This window comes from Methanoculleus sp. UBA208 (genome assembly GCF_002498065.1).
Taxonomy (GTDB): Archaea; Halobacteriota; Methanomicrobia; order Methanomicrobiales; family Methanoculleaceae; genus Methanoculleus.
In genome coordinates this window covers 1-18,603 of the sequence record NZ_DAFZ01000017.1, presented here as the reverse complement: position 1 = coordinate 18,603, position 18,603 = coordinate 1, and the positions used below count along the sequence as shown (strand labels likewise).

Genomic DNA, 18,603 nt, shown 5'->3' with positions numbered 1-18,603 from the left:
GGAGGGGGGAGACCCCCCTCCCCTGCAACCCCTCCCCCTATGGCGATATTCCCACGGTCCAGTGTACGGTGCTTGAGTTGGCACGCGTGAAGGGGCATCTCTTGGAGCAGGGGGGCGTTATAACTGCCGTTCTCAGTGCCATTTAACATCCCCACCCCCGGGTGCCCAACCTATTTCCTCCTGTCAGACAGATGATCTACCGTGATCGGCAGCCTCGACCCCGACCAGAACGAGCGCGAACGCCGGCTCCTTGACGCGATCCGCGAGCAGGGGGCAACCCCGGAGAACATCCGCCTCTTCCGGGATCTCATCCTCTCGTACTACCGTGCCCACGGCCGCGACCTCCCCTGGCGGCACACCGCCGACCCCTACCGGATCCTGGTCTCCGAGATCATGCTCCAGCAGACCCAGGTCGAGCGGGTCGCCGTGAAATACGGCGAGTTCCTCGAACGATTCGGGGACTTCGAGAGCCTTGCCCGTGCCCCCAGAAGCGAGGTGCTCCTCGCCTGGCAGGGCATGGGCTACAACCGCCGGGCGATCGCGCTCCAGGAGACCGCCCGGCGCGTCGTGGACGACCACGGCGGGGAACTTCCCGCCGACGTCGAGACGCTCGCGACCTTCCCCGGCATCGGAAACGCGACCGCGTCGGCCATTGTTGCGTATGCGTTCAACATGCCGGTCGTTTATGTCGAGACGAACATCCGGCGGATCTTCATCCACTTCTTCTTCCAGGACCGGAAGGATGTCCGGGACGACGAGGTCCTCCCGCTCGTAGAGAGGACCCTTGATCACGAGAACCCGCGGGAGTGGTATAGTGCGATGATGGACTACGGCACGGTGTTGAAGAAACGGACGGCGAACCCGAACCGGAGGAGCGCATCCTACTCCCGGCAGAGCCGGTTCGAGGGGTCCGACCGGCAGATCAGGGGGCGGATCCTCGCGCTCGTCCTCGAAGAGGGGACGGTCACGGAGAAGGAGGTGATCCTCCGGCTCTGCGAAGAGCCCGGACGGGTGAAGAGGATTCTCGGGGACCTCGCACGGGAGGGGTTCGTCGCCGAGAGCGAGGGTGCGTACACCTGTAGGTAAGGTTGATACCCGTACGGGATCACCCGAAAGAAGCATGAAGATCGGCTACCCGTGCATCAACCGGAGCATCGGCTGCTCCCCGGGCCGCACGTTTCGGCTCTCCTCCTACTCCGACGAACGACTGGAGGAGACCGTCCGGGAGAACCTCCGCTGTCTTGCAGAGATCCTCCGCTTCAACCAAAGAGAGTGCATCCTCTTCTTCCGGATCGGCTCCGGCCTCGTGCCGTTCGCGTCGCACCCGGTCTGCACCGCAAACTGGCAGGAGACCTTCGCGGAGCCGTTTCGCGAGATCGGCCGATTCATTCGCGAGCACGGGATGCGGATCTCTATGCACCCCGACCAGTTCGTCGTCATCAACGCGAAAGACCCTGGTGTCGTTGAGAAGAGCGTCGCGGAACTCCGCTACCACGCCGCCGTCCTCGACGCCATGCGCCTCGATGGGACCGCGAAAATCCAGATCCATGTCGGCGGCGTATACGGTGATAAGAAGGCGAGCATGGAACGGTTCGCGAGCGTATATTCCCGCCTCGATGAGAGCATCCTCCGCCGGCTGGTCGTCGAGAACGACGACTCGCGCTACACCCTGGCCGACTGCCTCCGCATCCACGAGGAGACCGGCATCCCGGTGCTCTTCGACGTCTTCCACCACCAGGTCAACCCCTCGGGCGCCGGGGTGGCCGAAGCGGTCGAATTGTCCGGCGCAACCTGGCGGGCCGAAGACGGCATTCCGATGATCGATTACAGCACCCCGATGCCCGGCGGGCGGAAGGGTCGGCACGCAGAGAGCCTTGATAATGCCGACTTCGAGCGGTTCCTCGCCGAGACCGCGCCGGCTGATATGGACATCATGCTCGAGATCAAGGATAAAGAGAAGAGCGCTCTTGCCGCCGTCGGGATCGCCCGCCGGGACGGGCGGTTCCTCATGCCGCGAGAGCGGTAAGTCCGGGGGCTCCTCCTCAGGGTGTAACGACGTCTATCGTCGGCGGGACGAGCGCCGCGCTGATGGCGTGGCAGATGCCGTTGGTACAGAACGCGTCTGCCTCGACGATGGGGACGCTGTTGACGGTGATGCCTTTATCCGACGACCGTATGACAAGGTCGGTCCCGAGGCTCGACCTGACGGCAGCGATGCTCCGGAGATCCTCCGAGGTCAACTGCCCCGGCACGACGTGGTAGCTCGTGATGAGAAGGAGTTTGTCCGCGTCCTGCCGGAGCTCGTCCATCCGTTCGTCTGGAACCCTCGCAAACGCCTCGTCCGTCGGGACGAAGACCGTGTACGGCCCCCTCTCGCGGAGCATCGGCTCCATGCCCGACATCCTGATCAGTTCGAGAAATACGGTGAGGTTATTGGAGTCCTCCAGGGTTTCGATGATGTTCTTCATGCTGCTCTCTCCAATCGCATCACTACATGTGCCGGATTATTTATACGTTCTCCCGGGCCTCCGGCCGGATGGTGCCGGCCCCGGACTCTTCTATGCAGCAGCAGCTCTTGCAACAGGCGACAGAAGCAGTGCGGAGACCGCATGGCAGATCCCGTTGGTACACCACGCATCGGCCTCGACGACCAGCACGTTATTGACCAGCACCCCCTCCGATGCAACCTCCACGGTCAGGTCTTCTCCCTGGAGCGACCGGAGCGTCCGTATGCCGAGAAGGTCAATCATGGAATGGACTCCCGGGACGATATGGTAGTTCAGGGTCTCGGCGAGCCGGTCGGCATCCCGGCGAATCGTGTCGAGTTCCGACCCGGATACAGCCCGGAACGCATCGTCGTCCGGGACGAAGAGCGTGTAAGGTCCTTCAGTGCTCAACCGCTCCTCCATGCCGGCCGCCCGTACGAGGTCGAGAAACGTGGCAAACGATCCCGATTCCTGCAGGGTCGCGAGGATACTCTTCATTTGAACCAACTCCCGGCGGGAGATGAAGAGACGGGAGTATATAAAATTACGGGTGGTTCCGCACGGCTCCCGGGGCCGGTTTCCGGCATCCCCCGACCCCCGTTGCCGGACATGCGCCGGGCCTGAACCTACCTCTTCACCCGTGCCTCGACCGCCCGAGGCAGGAGCACCCTGTCGATGACGTGATAGATGCCGTTCGTGCACTCGACATCGGGCTGGATGACGGCGGCATCGTTCAGCCGCATCGCCTCCGGAGGGCCCGCGATATCCAGGTGGTCCCCCTGCAGGGTCCTGATCGCCTCCATCCGTGCCAGTTCCTGCGTGGTGAGTTTGCCCTGGATCACGTGGTACAGGACCATGCTCTCGAGCCGCTCCCGGTCCTCCGTGATAGCGTCCAGCACCTCCCGTGGAAACCCGGAATACGCCTCATTCGTCGGAAACAATGCCGTATACTCCCCCTCTCCCCGGAGCGTCTCCGCCATCCCCCCGGCCTGCAGCATCGCAACGGAGGTGCTCAACCGATCGTCTTCCCGGGCCGTCTCAAAGATGCTCTTCATGGACCCACGGATCATTTAGCCAGATATATATAATTACGGACATAGCAGATCAGGGCTCCAGGGACGGTCGTCGAGGGGGATAGGGCCCGAATCTGCGCACCTTTTCCCGCCGGAAGGAGTCCGCGTGAAAAAAGATTCCGGTCGGACCGTGAAGTCATGTCCGCCCGTGGTCCTGCTCACTTCGTTGCGTAGGCCTCGAATGCCTGCGAGAGCGTCACGAAGGGGATTCCGTCAAGGACGTGGATGATACCGTTGTCCGCCTCCATGTTCCCCTCGAGCACGACGGCCTCGTCCACCTGGGTGCCCTGCTCGGTCTTCCGGACCATGATGGGGTTCCCTTCGACGGTCTGCACGACGTTCTTTTCGAGCAGCGCATCGAGCGTGCACTTATGGTTGCCGATCGTGAAGAAGTCGATCAGGTGCGAGAGCATCTGTTTGTCGTTTAAGATCATCGCCCGGTTCGGCTCGGGGATCGCATCCCATGCCGAATCGACCGGAGCAAAGAACGTCATCGGCCCCTCGCCCTGCAGCATCTTCTCCTCGCCGAGGGTCCGGATAATCTCGACGAGCCTGCCGAACCTCCCATCGTTCTGTAACGTCTCAAAGATCTTCGCCATACCAGGTACCTCCCTGCGGGGCGGTTCGTGGTATGTTATCGTATATATGGATTATTATATTCTCAATATTATGAAAACCGTAGTGGAGATACGCGCCTCTGTCTGCGGGCCGGGCGGCGGGGTCCGCCCCCGCTCCCCGCGAAGAACGGGGGGATCGGACCCGGCAACGGCAAAACCGTCACTCGCGAATCAGGTCGCCGATATACCGCTCGAGGAGTTCGAGCGCCTCCCATTCCCGGGAGCCGCCGCACTTCCGGGCGAGGCCGGTGTGGTGCTCGATCAGCTGTTTAAGCCACGGGTCGCGACTCCTGATATAGCGGGTGGCATGGACCGTTGCGTCCACGATGCTGGCAAAGCCCCGGTTCACCGGGTGCAGCCGCAGGTCGAGCACCCCTTCGTGGACGGGGACGAGCCGGACGACGAGCGCCTCGTCGCTCGACCGCTCCACGTCGGCGGCAAACGCGGCCCAGGCCTCCGCGTCGCGGAGGCGGCAGACGACCATCCCGTTGATCTCTTCGAAGACGAAGGCATCCTCGGGGAGATCGTCGAAGGCGGTCCGGACGTAGATCACGGGATCGAAGACGAAGTTCGCCACCACCCAGCGGTCCCGGGCGATGTTCCTCGCCGTATGGCTCCCCCGGAAGAGGACCATGTGCAGGGAGCCGCCCCGGTTGATGATCCCCATGGGAGCGGCGTTGCCGTCGGTGGTCGCGATAACCTCGTTGATCCCCTCGGTCAGCAGTCCCATTGCCATCCCTCCCCGAGCGCCACGTATATCCCGGCGATGACGATGTCGGCGATCGAGCCCGGGTTGATGCCGGCATCGACGCACTCGGCGTCGAAGGCGCGAAGATCGCGGCCACCGCCGAGCACCTCGGCCGCACACCGCATCGTCCTCTCCGCGGTCTCCATCCCGTGCTTCTTCACGATGAAGGTATCCGGCACTGAAGCGAGGAGGTCGAGGAACGCCGCGACGATCGCTTCACGCCCACTCCCGTGCGAATGCAGCAGGTTCGCGCACCGCCGGGTCAGGGCAAATCCGTTCGTCCACTCGCGGGCGACCATGTCCCGGGGCGCCGAGTAGGCCATGACGTCGGCAAGGGTCATGCCCCGCTCCCTTATCACGGCGACCGAGGCCGGGTCGTTCACGTCCAGGTCGTCGCTCTTTCCCATCCGGACATTGGTAAGGCCGAACGCCGCGTAAAAATCGATTGCGTCCTCGACATCGGTCCCGGCGACGACCCTCCGCGCCCCTTCGATATCTCCCCCGAGGACGAGCGGGACGAGCAGGATGAACGCCCCGAAGTGGGTGTTTCCCCCGGCGTGGTCGTTCGTGCGCATGACCGCCTCCCGGATCAGGCTCCCGACCCGGCCGCCGGCCCTCTCGGCCGCATAGAAGACGGGTCCCGCGAGGATCGTCGAGGCGAGGAAATGCTCGAGGCGGGTGTCCGGGTAGTCGTGGCACCGGTCCACGTTCCCGGGTTTCGGGTAGGCGCAGACCTCGAGCATCATCGCCATCTGCGCACGTTCAGATCGATTCATCGGCGGTTTCTTCTCCACCAAATACACTGTGCAGGATCTTCTCCGAGAGGTGGTGCTTGCACCGCATGTACTCCCGCGGAGAGAGGCCTTTCTTCTCAAGGGTCATGTTGCGGAACATGCAGGGAGAGCTCATCTTGCAGCACCAGGCGAGGCTCCCGAAACAGGTGTTCTTTCCGTCGTCGAGCGGGGTCCCCTCCACCGCCTCCTGTTTGACTCTCAGGTAGTCGTTCCGGGAGAGCCCGATCCTCTCGAGGGTCGGGATGAGCGGGCAGGCCTTCACCGGCATGCAGCAGAAGGCGAGCGCCCGAATATCGCCGCCGCGGCAGAGCTGTTTCGGGGCGTTGTACCACCCGCCCTCGTCGGCGGACCGGGTGATGGCGGCATCGAGGCCGGCAAGCGTCCAGGGATCGGACTGCCTGGCAAGGGAGACGAGATCCGCCCCGTGGGAGAAGGCATCCATCGCTTTATCGAACGTGGTTATGGAATTGTTCGCGATCAGCATCAGGGGAGAGGCGTTGCGGATCTGGCGGACCTTGTTGTGCCCGAAGTCCATCAGGTCCACGTGGAGGATATCCGCCCCCGCCTTCCAGACGGTGCGGGCGAGGTCGGCGTCGTTCGCCGCGATACCTGCCCGGACCTTCACCGAGACGGTCACATCCGCCGCTTTCAAGGCCCGGATGATCTCGACGAGTTTTGCCGGATGCTGCAGGAGGTACTCGCCGCACCCGGCGTCAAGCATCGGAGGCTGCCGGCAGTGGGCGTCGATCTCGTAGACCACGCGGTTTTCAAAAGCCTCGGCAACCTCCCCGTAGGCGGCAGGAGTGCTCCCGCGGAGGTTGATACCCGCGACAACGTCGCTCTGTTTAAGGGCATCGATCTCTTTTTCCAGCGCTTCCAGGGGATCGTCGTATAAAAACTCTTTCCGACCCGCCTCTGCCATCTGCCGGCTCGCGTCAAGGGTGGGGCCGTCGATGGAGTAGCCGCCGATGAAGGCCGCCCCGATATGAGCCGCCCGCTCGAGGACGTAGGCCGCATCCACGATCCCGGCCATGGATGCGATTGCTATCGGTGTTTTCACGATCCGATCGTTTATGAGGAGTTCAAAACGATCATATGCTTCCATCATGCTTCTCCATCTGTTGGCGGTGAGAGAGGATATTGATTTGTATCCAGGCCCGGGAGGTCGTACTCCTCACCGGAGCGGATGAGCGCACAGCAGAGCCGGAAATCGTCTATCGAGATGCCGGGGACGTTCCCGTAGTATTGAAGCACCGTGTCCCAGGGCATGAGGTATGCCTCCTTCGCCCTCCCCGCGCCGAACCGGAACTCGACGGCAAGAAACCCCCGCCGCCCGGTCCTCTTGATGAAGTCGGTGATCGCGTCTATCTGGTGGACGTTGTTCTTGTCGAAGTGGAAGTGCTGGGAGAAGTAGATCTTCTTGCCCGATATCGACTTGCACTCGATGGCCAGGTAGTAGCGGGGGTCGAGAGAGTCCACGAGGACGTCGACGTACTGGGTATTGAATTTGCTCTGCTTGAGCCGGTAGGCGAACCCGTGGATCTGCCGGTGAGTGAAGAATCGGTTGACGCAGTAGGTGATCTCCCGTTCGAAGTTTGCCATCACATAGATCTTGAACCGGGCCCTTAAAAACAATCGGTAATTATTTTAATATAGTATCGTAGTACCTTGTAACATATGGGTAAAAAGGGAATGTTACTGATCGGACATGGGAGCAAGCTCCCGTACAATAAGGAACTTATCGAAACCACCGCAGGGATCATCGCCGAAAAGACCGATGAATTCCTTGTCAAACCCGGTTTCATGAGCCTCAACACGCCGACGGTGGAGGAGCAGCTCGAGGCGTTCCGAAGCGAAGATATCGACATGCTGGTCGTCGTCCCGCTCTTCCTCGCCAAAGGCGTCCACATCAACAAGGACATCCCCGAACTTCTCGGCCTCCCCGAGGGGACCCGGAACGGCATGTTCCAGCTGAATGGGAAGGCAGTCCCGCTTGTCTACGCAAACCCCATCGGCAGCGACCCGCTCCTTGCCGAACTGATGCTGAAGAACGCGTCCGACGCGATCGCCGAACTGAAACCCTGAAGGGCATGCGAATCCTGGTGCTGGATACCATCCACGGCGGGGCGGAGCTCGCCGGGGCGCTCCGTGGTGCCGGCCACCAGGTGGACGAGGTGGACGTCTACCGGGGACAGGCCGGCATCTCCATCGAGGAGGCACTCGTCCGCACATACGATCTCGTCACTGCACCGGTCCACCTCGACCCCGATCACCCACTTCTGCGGCATCACGGGCCCGCGGTCCCGCACCACGAGATGGTGAAGCGGGTCCTCGACGGCCGGCTCCCGCACCCTTTCATCGAGATCACCGGGGCACGGGGGAAGACCACCACCGCCCACGCCCTTGCCTCGCTGCTGCCGGGCCCGGGCATCCTCCACACCTCGACCGGGACCTACCGTTACCCGGAGCGGGAACTGCTCTGGAAGAAGAGCATCACCCCCGCTTCCCTTATCCCGGCAGTGCGTGAGGCGGAACGGATCGGCGGGTGGCTGGTCGCCGAGGAGTCGCTCGGGGTCGCCGCCGCCGGGGACGTGGCGGTGCTGACCTCGCCGGAGGACTACCCGGTCGCGGCGGGGAAAAAACACGCGATCGCGGAGAAGTGCCGGCTGCTCGCCCGGGCGCCGAAGGTCGTGCTCCCGCCGGGGATCGATCTTCCAGGTGGGGTCGCCGCCGATGAGATGGTATCCTTCGAGGGGCAGACCTGCCGGTACGCCGGGTCCGGGATCGCCGGCACCTTTGCTAACCCGCTCTGCACCCTTGCGGGCTACCGCACCCCCCTCATCCTCGCGGCCGCGACCGCCTGCGTGCTCGGGGTCGATCCTTCACCCCTCGGGCGGTTCGCCGCTCTCCCCGGCCGGATGGCGGCCCGGTGGGAGGGAGACCTCCTGATCCTCGATAACGCGAACAGCGGGACGAACGCGGTGACCACCATTGAAGCCGCCCGCTACGCGAGGGAACTCTCGGGCAACGGCCCCCTGACACTCGTCATCGGCGAAGAGGCACGGGCGGTCTGCGAGGGGTTCTGTCCGGAGGATGTCCGGCGGACGGTGGCGGCCGTCAGGCCCTCGGCGACGGTCTACGTCGGGGAGGGCCATCCGGCGGCGACCATCGACGCGGGGCTCGATGCAGCCCGGCAGATCACCCCGGCGGGCGCGATCGTCCTCGCGGTAAAGACGTGGAGATAAGTATGGATTACATTCAACCAAGACCGAGTTCAATTGTCGCGGCGCTCTACACCGCCCGCGACCTGGGGGTGGACGTGGCGATCCTCCACGGCCCGTCGGGCTGTTCGTTCAAGCACGCCCGTCTCCTCGAGGAGGACGGCATGCGGGTGCTGACGACATCGCTTGCCGACAACGAGTTCATCTTCGGCGGGCACGATCCGCTCATGCGGGTGCTCCGCTACGCGGAGGAGACGTTTTCGCCCCGGCGGATGGCGGTCGTCGGGACGTGTGTCGCGATGATCATCGGGGAAGACCTCCAGTCCGCGATCCGGGACGCAGGGGTTGAGACGCCGGCGATCGCGGTAGACATTCACGCCGGGTTCCGGGAGAACATCGACGGCGTGCTTGCGACGCTCGAGCCGGCGGCCGATGCCGGCTGGATCAGCGGCGACGAACTGGAGCGCCAGCGCTACCTGTTAGCAAAGGCAAACGAGGTGGAGCGGCTGCGGGGAGCGGCATCGCGGACTTACATCGAGCCCTCCCGCGGCGACCTCAAGCACGTCGCGGCACAGCGCCTCGCGGAACTCGCCGACTCCGGGGCTACCGGCGTTGCGGTCATGAACGCGAAGAAAGAGACCGCCTACATGTTTGCCGACGAACTCCTCGCCCTCCACGATGCCTGTCCTGAGGGCAGGATCACCTACCTCGCGAACCTCGAAGATCGCGGCCTCCCGAAGGTCCGGGAGGACGCCGCCCGGATCCTCGCCGGGATGCGGGAGCGCGGGGTCGACCCCGAACTCCTCGGGGCGCTGGACGAGTACGGCGCAAACGGCCCCGCGATCGGGGAGCGGATCCGGGAACTCGAACCGGACTTCGCCCTCATGGTCGGGGTTCCGCACGCCGTCCCGCCGGAGTACACGGAAGGTATCGAGGTCTTCTCGATCACGAACGGCCCCCGGCAGGTGGAGCCGCTCCGGGAGATGGGGCACCGGCACGTCATGGTCGAGATCGACCTGCACCCGAAGACCCTCGGGGTCCGGGATATCGTCGCAAGCGAGTTCGGGGCGGTTCTCCGGAGCATGCGATGAAGTCCTTCCTCGTCGCCGGCGACCGCTCCGGGAGCGGAAAGACGAGTATCACCCTCGCGCTCTCGGCCCTCCTCTCGGCCGACCGAACCGTCCAGACCTTCAAGGTGGGGATGGACTATATCGACCCGTCCTACCTCGCCGGGGTGACGGGCCGGCCCTGCCGGAACCTGGACGGCTACGTGATGAGCCCGGACCAGATCCGGGCGGTCTTTGCGCACGGCTGCCGGGGGGCGGATATCGCCGTCGTCGAGGGAGTGCGGGGGCTCTTCGAGGGCGCGGAGGCGCTCACCGACCTCGGGAGCACCGCTGCTATCGCGAAGCAACTCGACCTGCCGGTCGTTCTGGTCATCAACGCCCGGAGCATCACCCGGAGCGCGGCGGCGATCGTGAAGGGCTTTCAGGCATTCGACCCGGACGTCGATATCCGGGGGGTCATCTTAAACAACGTCACCGGGACCCGCCACCGGGAGAAGGCGGTCCGTGCGATCGAGCACTACTGCGGCATCCCGGTCGTCGGCACCATCCCCCGGACAGAGGAGATGGAGCTTGCCATGCGCCACCTCGGACTCGTCCCCTACCGGGAAGGGCAGGAACACGGGGGGTTCCTGGAACGGATCGACGTGATCAAGCAGAAGATAGGGGAGCACGTCGACGCGGGCGCCCTGCTCGCGCTCGCAGCGGATCTCGAGCAGCCGGCGGAGAGTTCCATGTATGCGGCTCCCGATCCGGACGTCCGGATAGGCGTCGCGCTCGACGAGGCGTTCAACTTCTACTACGCCGACCTCTTCGACGTGCTCTCGTCGTGCGGTGCGGAGGCGGTCCCGTTCTCCCCGATCCACGATACCCTGCCGGAAGCCGACGGCTACATCCTCGGCGGCGGCTACCCGGAACTCTTCGGCCGTGAACTCGAGGCGAACACCGCGATGCGAGAGGGGCTCCGCGAGGTCTCCCGGAACGGCACGCCCATCTACGCGGAGTGCGGGGGCCTCATCTACCTCACCGACCGGATGGTCCTCGCCCCGGGGTTCATGGACGCGGATAGGGAGAGGGTCTACGAACTCGCCGGGGTATTTTCGGGCGAGACACGGATGCCGGCCCGTCGGATGCTCGGCTACGTCGTGGGGACGAGCGCGGCGGGGAGCCCCATGGGCGAGGCGGCGTTCAAGGGGCACGAGTTCCACTACAGCAGCGTCCGCCTCGCCCCGGAAACCCGCTTCGCCTACCGGCTGAGCCGGGGGAACGGGATCCGGGACGGGTGCGACGGTGCGGTGCGGGACCGGACACTCGGGAGTTATACGCACCTCCACCCGGTGGCGAGCAGAGGGATGCTCGCGCACTTCGTGGACTGCTGCCGGGGCTGAGAGCCCGGGCAGCACATTTCTGCCGGAACCCCCCCAGACTGTGTCTGAAAACTCTCCGGGCTTCATCTTCGAGAGCGTCCCGGCCTCCCGCCGGACGCCCGGTGCACGAAACGCAAAACATACAAACAAATCGATACCACACTACTCCCATGATAATTTACCTTGACGGCAGGTACGTCCCGGAAGAGGAGGCGAAGATCTCGGTCTTCGACCACGGCCTCCTCTACGGCGACGGCGTTTTCGAGGGGATACGCGCCTACAACGGCAAGGTCTTCCGTCTTGAAGAGCATCTCGCGCGGCTCTACGACTCGGCGAAGACGATCGACCTTGCCGTCCCGATCACGCGGGAGGAGTTTGCCGAGGCAATCAAGGAGACCCTGCGGCGGAACAACCTAAAAGACGCCTACATCCGCCCGATCGTGACGAGGGGCGTCGGCGACCTCGGCCTCGACCCCCGGAAGTGCAAGAAAGCGACCGTCATCGTCATCGCCGTCAGCTGGGGCGCGATGTACGGCGACCTCTACGAGAAGGGCCTCCGGGCGGTCTGCGTCTCGGTCAGGCGCACCCCGCCGGAAGCGATGCCGCCGAACGTCAAAAGCCTCAATTACTTAAATAACATCCTCGCGAAGATCGAGGCGAACTACCGCGGCGTGGACGAAGCGATCTTCTTCGACATCAAGGGCAACATCTCCGAAGGGTCGGGCGACAACATCTTCGTCGTCAAGAACGGCGCCATCGTCACCCCGCCGACCTTGAACAACCTGCGCGGCATCACACGCCAGGTCGTGCTCGAGATCGCGGAGTCGATGGGCATCACGCTCCTCGAGCGGAACCTCGGCTACTACGACCTCTACGCGGCCGACGAGGTCTTCGTCACCGGGACGGCGGCGGAAGTCGCGCCGATCCGCGAGATCGACGGCAGGGTCATCGGGAACGGCAAGCCCGGCCCCGTCACCCGGCAGCTGATGGCGGCCTTCAAGACCGTCACCCAGAAAGAGGGAAGCCCGATCTACGAGTAAGCTGTCCGGGTCCCCGGGCAGGGAAGCCCCGGTCTCCGGGCGGTCGGCCGGGATTTCCCCGACATAACTTTTTTATCTCCAGGCATCGAAGTTGTATGGCACATTGCATGGGCTGCTATAGTGTAGGGGCCAATCATGTCGGCCTTTCACGCCGACGACTGGGGTTCAAATCCCCATAGCAGCATACTGTTCTGAAAAAATGGACATATCTGGGACGAATGTTCAATACACATTCGATTATCAAAATATCGACAAAAGTGAGAGCCACCTGAAGATGTTATCTCTAGTGTGCAGTAGGTGTGGCACCTTCTGTGACCGATGCCTGGTGACGATAATGCAACTACATATTGGGTCGAGCCGTTCCAAAGATCTACACTGCATTTGTTTTAGGGCCTAAGTTGAAAGGTGTATTTCGTATTTGCTCCATTAACAGGTCCCTCTATTGAAATTCTACTCACCCTTGCCATCTCCTCAAATTTTTTCGATCCAAGCGCAGAACAAACAAGTGGAAGTCTATTTTTGAATCCAAGTTCACCGTGAACATCTCCAGATCGAATTGTTACTGTAGTTACACCGTTCCTTCTGGCAGGAACGATGATCTGATCTCTGCAATAAGATCGAACCTTATCTGAAGGGCTTTCACATTGATCTTGCGCCATGAGTATTCCCTTTCTTGAACATTAGCAATATGGTGGATATATTTCTTTGGCCTGATCCGCTTGGCATAGTTACCAAGATCTGGACCATTTTGAGACGAGCTCAAGAAGATAAAATAAGGGATACCGCCACCACAAGCAGGACACCATACGGTACTGCTAAGACCAACGGAATATACCGCTCGACCTTCGTATAGGGAACGTACTTTTTACGATTCTTTCCATGCTCAAGGATTTCCCATTCCTTTTCGTAGCAGGGAAACGGCAAGCGCTTCTCCATTTCGTGAATAACAGTGAACTTTGCCTGATTCATCTGTTTATACGAGTTTATATTGATAAACCAGATACCGCAGAGTATCAGGCCCAGTACGGCAATGAGAAGTAACAATATGTTGATGACATCACAGAGTACTGTATTCGAAACCGCCCATGAGGTCAAAGCGAGGAGACCCGTCAAGATCGTGATATAAATTTATTTGTCAGGCCTCTGCGTTCGCTGTTCCGGTCCGCCATTTTCACGAATATTTTATACTGCTCCAGCAGGAGCATCTTGGAGGGGTCGGCATCGGGTTTTGTATCCATGGAAACTATCACCCACGATTTCTCTGAATCCTATCCAGTTCTGCCTGTAACGCCGATAGCTTCCACGGCAGTACTTTATCCCCATGTTCAATCATAGGCTGTGGGATTTTGTGGTTTTTATCGCTGTAAATTCGCATTCCGATTACGGGCTTACCCAGCTCGTGTGCCTTCCGGATTTCCCATAGGACAGCCTCGCGCGTGTGCGTTTCTTCACCTATGGCAATAACAACGACAGACGATTGTTTGATCCGTTCGGTGCACCGAGTCTTCCACTTGTCATCAAACGGCTCTTTAACCGAGTAGTCAGTGAACTCAAGTTGGTCAGAGGTCTTTGCTTGATGGCGCAGGAGATTGACCTGTGCCTCGTCTTCGATGTGGAAACTTATGAATACTCTCGCCATCTTCTTTTCACCAGAGCCTTCCGGTAGTTTCGTCTGCTTGCGGCTCTCATTGTCATGATATCGGAACGGAGAGTAGGATCTCCGTTCTCCGCGTATGCCACCACCCATATTCTCACTCACTTTTGAATGCAGGAATTTTTGATCGGTTGTTCAGTAGTACCTACACGACGAGTACGGCCCGCCTTCACAGCAGATGGCAGATTCAGTCCTTGTTGGTATGATAGATCATCCACAAAGCGACTGATCACAGAGAGATTGAGCATGATCGTGTCCCAGGTGATGACGTGCCCCCGGCCTCTGACCCATCTCGCCCCTTCGTACTTGTAGCCATAGAATGCTTTGACGTAGTGCGATTGCGTTGCAAACCCATCTGCGAATCTAAGCGCATTGATGTGCCTCCTTGATCCAATACCATAGATTATCAGCTCAGGTACGATCGTTCGGATGGCAGACGCGAACCTCATGCCGACACTTATGGTCGCATGCGAGCCGCGGAAAAAGTCACCCATGTGGAAGCAACATCGCCTAATACCAAGGCTTTGGAGACTTGCTGCATGGTACCGTACCTGCTCAAGCGTACATCCCTTCACAAGTCCAACGGGAGTATACTTTGGGCACAACTTGAGCAACGCTTCGGTCTGATCCAATACCCGAAACACTTCAGAAGCAGAGTGAGCCGCCTCTCCGAGGTACGTCTCGCCATCCGGGGTGATGTAAGAATTTACACCGGTGACATCAATCAGTTCGGCATAGAGTTCATCGGTCAAACCTGCAATGGCATGATCGGGCATTATTGGCGATAAGATCACGTCACCATCGTAGTCAAGATGGCTATGAATACCTCCTTCATCGCATATTTGACGGAACATCCTGGTGGTCGATCTGCCATCCTTCGAGACGAGAGGTTGTGCCTTGATTATCACTGCTGGGCAATCGATCTGCCTTTCGGGATTGTATGTGGTTCTCTCACCAAGTTTTATTATCGGATATACGGATTTGTGAACCGTGGTGGGAAAACAGGACTCGGAATAACCACCCGAAAAAGCGGGTTTCCGAAATATATCAGTATTTCCGGGGTTTTGAGTAAGTCTCGCAGCCAAACAATCACTCCGAGTATTCAGTTGGATATAGGTCGCCGTATCAGAAAATAATCCTTATTATCGTTAGTAAAGTTAATATCGTTCATCACAATACTCTATTGGTGATTTCGGTGATGACCTACCCCCTTCGAGTGCATATTGCACCGGTCGGTTACGATATCGACCGCGTGGTGTTACCGCTGGAAAGGATGGCGGCAGATAGAGTGTGGCTCGTCAAGGAAAGAAATGAAACCGAAGATGATGGATTAGAGTATTATCAGGGAATAATCAACAATTTACAGGAGAGACTCCAACGGTGCGAGGTGAAGAACAAACCCTGTGACTTGATTAACCGGGATCTGTTTGATATACTCCGAGCATATCGAGAAATTATAGAAGAAGAGTCACAGAATCACATCTTTATCAATGTTTCAACGGGAACCAAAATTCATTCAATCGCGGGGATGCTCGTCTCTATGATTTTCAAGGAGAAGAAACGCGATATATATCCATATTATGCTGTTCCTGAAGATTATGATGGGAAAACAGCCAATGACCGCCCATTAGTTACTGGATGCAAAAAAATCCATTCTATCCCCAGTTATAAGATTGAAAGACCTCGTGAAGACCTGATCAATGTGCTGAAGATAATCGAAGAATTGACTCAAAACAATGAACGATTGACAAAAAACGTCCTTATCGGGGAGCTCAACGAAGCCCATTATTTAGATCTCCGAAAAAAGCAAGGTGATCGATCGAGTCAAGATGAGAAATCAGCCAAATATCGAGCGTTGGATAGAAAATATATCCAGCCTCTTGTAGGGTGGAATTTCATTGAGGTTGCGGGCACCGGGACACGGAAGGAAATCCAACTTACGATGGAGGGGAGAAATATTCTGAAATTCTTGGGTTAGTTATAAGATAGAAACACAATGCAACGTTTTAGATATGGCTATAGGTATTCATCCAGTAAAGTCTCGTTATTTTAGCTCTAAAAAAGAGAAATTGAACGAAACTTTTATATGGGCATACATGCACATAGGGCGGTATAAGAGTCAGACGCAAATTAGTTCTTGCCGATGACAGTGGAGCGCAACTGGGCTAACATCTACGAAGTTACTTACAATGTGCTCCTTGCGATGAGGAGGGAAAACTTTGAACCCGGACAAATATAACAGGCAAGTAATGCTAGTGTGCCCTACGTGCGGTGGCGATCTGTTCGAGATACAAGATGACATCGAAGAGTCAATACCACGAATCAAATGTATCTCTTGTGATCGAGAGTTTACAAAGGATGAGTTGATACGGGAAAGCGGCGAAAATATCGACGCACATGCATCGGAAATTAACACCCAAGTCGTCGAGGATGCTGCAAAGGAACTTAAAAAGAACCTTAAAGAAGCGTTTCGGGGTAACAAGTATATAACAATAAAATGACGGATGGTACTATCTCACTAGGTGAGATCACAGCGATCATTGCTCTGCTGCTCTCTGCATACGCTACATGGAGAACTCATAAATTCAAGAAGCGTGAGGAAGAGCTGTTAGATATTCAGAAGAAACTCAATATATTTATACTTGATAAAGAGGAGCGAGAGGCTACGCAAGAAAAAAAGGCCGACTTAGGTGCTAATTTTGTAACCATTGGAAGTAATAAACATCGGCTTAAAATATTCAACAAGGGAAGAGCGACTGCGTATAACGTCACTATTGACTTTCCAGAAGGAAATCATATGATTCTCGATCACGACATTGAACAGAAATTTCCACTCGAATCGTTGGAGCGTGGACAGTCCGTCGAATTGATTGCGGTGGTGGGAATGAGTACGAAGAGTAAGTTGGCTGTTCGCCTATTCTGGCAAAACGAAGATGGCAAAAAGAGCGACAAAACGGTTCACGTCACGCTGTAGAAATTCAAAATAAGGTCAACAGGAGCGCATCCACATGCTCTGCCCGCGTTGACCTCCACCAACCGGGCCAAATCGCCCGCAGTGGATCTCGTCATGCTCGTGCGTGAAGGGTCCCGACCACGGGGGAGATCGGACCCGGCAGGCTGTACATGCACGTCCATCCGTTCTGACAGGGAACGGAAGAGGCGATCTGCAGATAGAAATTACAAGGACGGATGATCGTGAAAGGCTCTTCAAATAGCATCATAAACGGTCTCCCGCCTCCAGACCTTGTCATGTCCATAATAGAAAGTTTATTTATTTTCACACCACACGGCTAATTCATAAGTAAGTGCCCGGCAGAAGAATTAAAGATACTTCAGCTGAAGAAGGAAGTTTTTGTGACTTATGGAAGACAACATAAGAAAAATCGAGGTAAAGATTGCCCCCAAAAATAAGGCTCAGTCAGCGGTTTCCATCTCGATTATCGCAGATTACTTACGTGCTCTTCAGAACATGATGTATATCGCAGGAGACTACCTCGAAGGAAATAAATACCGTACAGGCGGCAACTTCCCCAATTCGATTAAAGTGCGATGTGATCTCGTCATAACGGGTTTACATTACAGCAGCTTTGAGGCGACTGTTGGCCTTGCGGATCAGCAGACCTCCCTTCCATTCCCCGATTTCCCTGACCCAGGGACAATAGGAGAACGTGCACTAAAATTGACAAAAGAAATTGTCGATATTTCAGCCGAGAAGGAAGACATTGCTCCCCAAGTTTTTGAGATCATTCCGGATGAATTTCGAGTGCATAGGTGCCTTCAGGAGCTCGAATCAATTTGGCCTGATGAAAAGTCCCAATATGTCCTGAATATTGGATTTAACAATCACAGAGTTGAGTTGAATCCAAAACAAAAACCCGTTCTTCAACAGGCAATTAAGAAGACACCTGAGAAGTATCAAGGAAAACTTACTGGGAGACTGGTTGAATTTCGGGCTGATAGAAAGCGGCAGTGTATTCTCGATACTCCGGAAGGCGAAGTGATCTGTAAATTTGGACCCGAACTGCAGGATTTCATCTTCCAGAATATGACAAAACTCATCACAATCTCTGGGATTGTGGAGCAAAAGCAGAATAAGATATTTGTCGAGTTTGATGATCGATCAGCCCTACAGACTGCCAATTCTTTGACACTTTTAGAGGTAGACTTTGGAGAAGGGAGTATCAAAAAACTTGCCTATCCACTCGAAATCCATGCGGATTATGAAGACGAGACTGACAGTTACATAGTCTTGAATGATGAGTTCAATCTCCTCGCTGTGGCAAGTAACCTTAAGGAAGGAATGGAAGAAATTAATGAAGAATTGAAGGTTCTCTATACTGAATATGTAAAAGAAGATGTATCGAATCTTACCAATAGTGCCGTTACTCTCAGAAACAAACTCCTGAAAATTTTTGGCGAGGAGTTTTGATGGCATCTCGTAAGAATTCCAAAATTCAGAAAGCACTTTTAAAGAAGGGTTTCAAAACTGTGAATACGGACCATAAGGTGTTAATTTTTCGGCTTTGTTGAATTCCTCCA

22 protein-coding genes, 1 tRNA gene and 1 pseudogene are annotated in these 18,603 nt (G+C 57.7%); 12 read left to right on the top strand and 12 right to left on the bottom strand.

Annotated features, from left to right (window positions below; translation table 11 throughout):
- The first annotated feature begins 201 nt into the window (after positions 1–201).
- On the top strand, positions 202–1,086 hold the full coding sequence (locus tag BRA62_RS01325; RefSeq protein ID WP_292364270.1) for an A/G-specific adenine glycosylase: 885 nt from the start codon (positions 202–204) through the stop codon (positions 1,084–1,086).
- A gap of 34 nt (positions 1,087–1,120) precedes the next feature.
- Entirely contained in the window at positions 1,121–2,026 is a 906-nt protein-coding gene (gene uvsE, locus BRA62_RS01320; protein WP_292364269.1) for a UV DNA damage repair endonuclease UvsE, read from the top strand.
- A 16-nt stretch (positions 2,027–2,042) separates the two neighbouring features.
- Here the strand turns inward: uvsE and BRA62_RS01315 are convergent, their stop codons facing one another.
- The 8 genes from BRA62_RS01315 to BRA62_RS01280 all read right to left on the bottom strand — a co-directional run bounded on the left by BRA62_RS01315 (position 2,043) and on the right by BRA62_RS01280 (position 7,320).
- Positions 2,043–2,468 carry a fasciclin domain-containing protein gene (locus tag BRA62_RS01315; protein ID WP_292364268.1) on the bottom strand — a complete coding sequence of 142 codons (426 nt, stop codon included), beginning with the start codon at positions 2,466–2,468 and terminating at the stop codon, positions 2,043–2,045.
- Between the two features lie 90 nt (positions 2,469–2,558).
- Complete coding sequence (locus BRA62_RS01310; RefSeq protein ID WP_292364267.1) at positions 2,559–2,984, bottom strand: fasciclin domain-containing protein; 426 nt, start codon at positions 2,982–2,984, stop codon at positions 2,559–2,561.
- A 128-nt stretch (positions 2,985–3,112) separates the two neighbouring features.
- Positions 3,113–3,541 (bottom strand): fasciclin domain-containing protein, encoded by a 429-nt coding sequence (locus BRA62_RS01305; RefSeq protein ID WP_292364266.1) that lies wholly within the window; start codon positions 3,539–3,541, stop codon positions 3,113–3,115.
- A 176-nt stretch (positions 3,542–3,717) separates the two neighbouring features.
- Complete coding sequence (locus BRA62_RS01300) at positions 3,718–4,158, bottom strand: fasciclin domain-containing protein (RefSeq protein ID WP_292364264.1); 441 nt, start codon at positions 4,156–4,158, stop codon at positions 3,718–3,720.
- 178 nt (positions 4,159–4,336) lie between these two features.
- Positions 4,337–4,906: a DUF447 domain-containing protein gene (locus tag BRA62_RS01295; RefSeq protein WP_292364262.1), complete on the bottom strand. Its 570-nt coding sequence runs from the start codon at positions 4,904–4,906 to the stop codon at positions 4,337–4,339.
- Entirely contained in the window at positions 4,894–5,700 is an 807-nt protein-coding gene (locus tag BRA62_RS01290; RefSeq protein ID WP_292364261.1) for a triphosphoribosyl-dephospho-CoA synthase, read from the bottom strand. The genes BRA62_RS01295 and BRA62_RS01290 overlap by 13 nt, the downstream gene beginning before the upstream one ends.
- Positions 5,687–6,826: a methanogenesis marker 9 domain-containing protein gene (locus BRA62_RS01285; protein ID WP_292364260.1), complete on the bottom strand. Its 1,140-nt coding sequence runs from the start codon at positions 6,824–6,826 to the stop codon at positions 5,687–5,689. The genes BRA62_RS01290 and BRA62_RS01285 overlap by 14 nt, the downstream gene beginning before the upstream one ends.
- On the bottom strand, positions 6,823–7,320 hold the full coding sequence (locus BRA62_RS01280; RefSeq protein ID WP_292364258.1) for a Holliday junction resolvase: 498 nt from the start codon (positions 7,318–7,320) through the stop codon (positions 6,823–6,825). Before BRA62_RS01280 ends, BRA62_RS01285 begins: the two co-directional genes overlap by 4 nt.
- A gap of 75 nt (positions 7,321–7,395) precedes the next feature.
- Between BRA62_RS01280 and cfbA the strand changes: the two genes are divergently transcribed.
- From cfbA to BRA62_RS01250, 6 genes are all read left to right on the top strand, one after another.
- Entirely contained in the window at positions 7,396–7,803 is a 408-nt protein-coding gene (cfbA, locus tag BRA62_RS01275; protein WP_292364257.1) for a sirohydrochlorin nickelochelatase, read from the top strand.
- 5 nt (positions 7,804–7,808) lie between these two features.
- On the top strand, positions 7,809–8,963 hold the full coding sequence (gene cfbE, locus BRA62_RS01270; RefSeq protein WP_292364256.1) for a coenzyme F430 synthase: 1,155 nt from the start codon (positions 7,809–7,811) through the stop codon (positions 8,961–8,963).
- Between the two features lie 2 nt (positions 8,964–8,965).
- Positions 8,966–10,030 (top strand): Ni-sirohydrochlorin a,c-diamide reductive cyclase catalytic subunit, encoded by a 1,065-nt coding sequence (gene cfbD, locus BRA62_RS01265; RefSeq protein WP_292364255.1) that lies wholly within the window; start codon positions 8,966–8,968, stop codon positions 10,028–10,030.
- Positions 10,027–11,391, top strand: a complete 1,365-nt coding sequence (gene cfbB / locus BRA62_RS01260) for a Ni-sirohydrochlorin a,c-diamide synthase (protein WP_292364254.1) — start codon at positions 10,027–10,029, stop codon at positions 11,389–11,391. The genes cfbD and cfbB overlap by 4 nt, the downstream gene beginning before the upstream one ends.
- Before the next feature lie 149 nt (positions 11,392–11,540).
- Complete coding sequence (gene ilvE, locus BRA62_RS01255; protein ID WP_292364252.1) at positions 11,541–12,410, top strand: branched-chain-amino-acid transaminase; 870 nt, start codon at positions 11,541–11,543, stop codon at positions 12,408–12,410.
- Positions 12,411–12,521: 111 nt separating this feature from the next.
- A tRNA-Glu gene (locus BRA62_RS01250) sits at positions 12,522–12,594 on the top strand.
- A 202-nt stretch (positions 12,595–12,796) separates the two neighbouring features.
- Here BRA62_RS01250 and BRA62_RS01245 read toward each other — a convergent pair.
- The 4 genes and pseudogenes from BRA62_RS01245 to BRA62_RS01230 form a co-directional block, all read right to left on the bottom strand.
- Positions 12,797–13,069, bottom strand: a complete 273-nt coding sequence (locus BRA62_RS01245; RefSeq protein WP_292364250.1) for a hypothetical protein — start codon at positions 13,067–13,069, stop codon at positions 12,797–12,799.
- 100 nt (positions 13,070–13,169) lie between these two features.
- Positions 13,170–13,579, bottom strand: a pseudogene (locus tag BRA62_RS01240) (RipA family octameric membrane protein).
- A gap of 77 nt (positions 13,580–13,656) precedes the next feature.
- A complete protein-coding gene (locus tag BRA62_RS01235; protein ID WP_292364247.1) occupies positions 13,657–14,049 on the bottom strand; it encodes a TIR domain-containing protein in 393 nt (130 codons plus the stop codon).
- A 116-nt stretch (positions 14,050–14,165) separates the two neighbouring features.
- Positions 14,166–15,149 carry a hypothetical protein gene (locus BRA62_RS01230; protein ID WP_292364246.1) on the bottom strand — a complete coding sequence of 328 codons (984 nt, stop codon included), beginning with the start codon at positions 15,147–15,149 and terminating at the stop codon, positions 14,166–14,168.
- A 113-nt stretch (positions 15,150–15,262) separates the two neighbouring features.
- On the opposite strand from BRA62_RS01230, the gene BRA62_RS01225 reads away from it, so the two are divergent.
- The 4 genes from BRA62_RS01225 (at position 15,263) to BRA62_RS01210 (ending at position 18,493) form a co-directional block, all read left to right on the top strand.
- Positions 15,263–16,042 (top strand): DUF6293 family protein, encoded by a 780-nt coding sequence (locus BRA62_RS01225; protein ID WP_292364245.1) that lies wholly within the window; start codon positions 15,263–15,265, stop codon positions 16,040–16,042.
- A gap of 241 nt (positions 16,043–16,283) precedes the next feature.
- On the top strand, positions 16,284–16,565 hold the full coding sequence (locus tag BRA62_RS01220; protein WP_292364244.1) for an ECs_2282 family putative zinc-binding protein: 282 nt from the start codon (positions 16,284–16,286) through the stop codon (positions 16,563–16,565).
- A complete protein-coding gene (locus BRA62_RS01215; protein WP_292364243.1) occupies positions 16,562–17,038 on the top strand; it encodes a hypothetical protein in 477 nt (158 codons plus the stop codon). The genes BRA62_RS01220 and BRA62_RS01215 overlap by 4 nt, the downstream gene beginning before the upstream one ends.
- Positions 17,039–17,425: 387 nt before the next feature.
- On the top strand, positions 17,426–18,493 hold the full coding sequence (locus tag BRA62_RS01210) for a hypothetical protein (protein ID WP_292364242.1): 1,068 nt from the start codon (positions 17,426–17,428) through the stop codon (positions 18,491–18,493).
- The last annotated feature ends 110 nt before the right edge of the window (positions 18,494–18,603 follow it).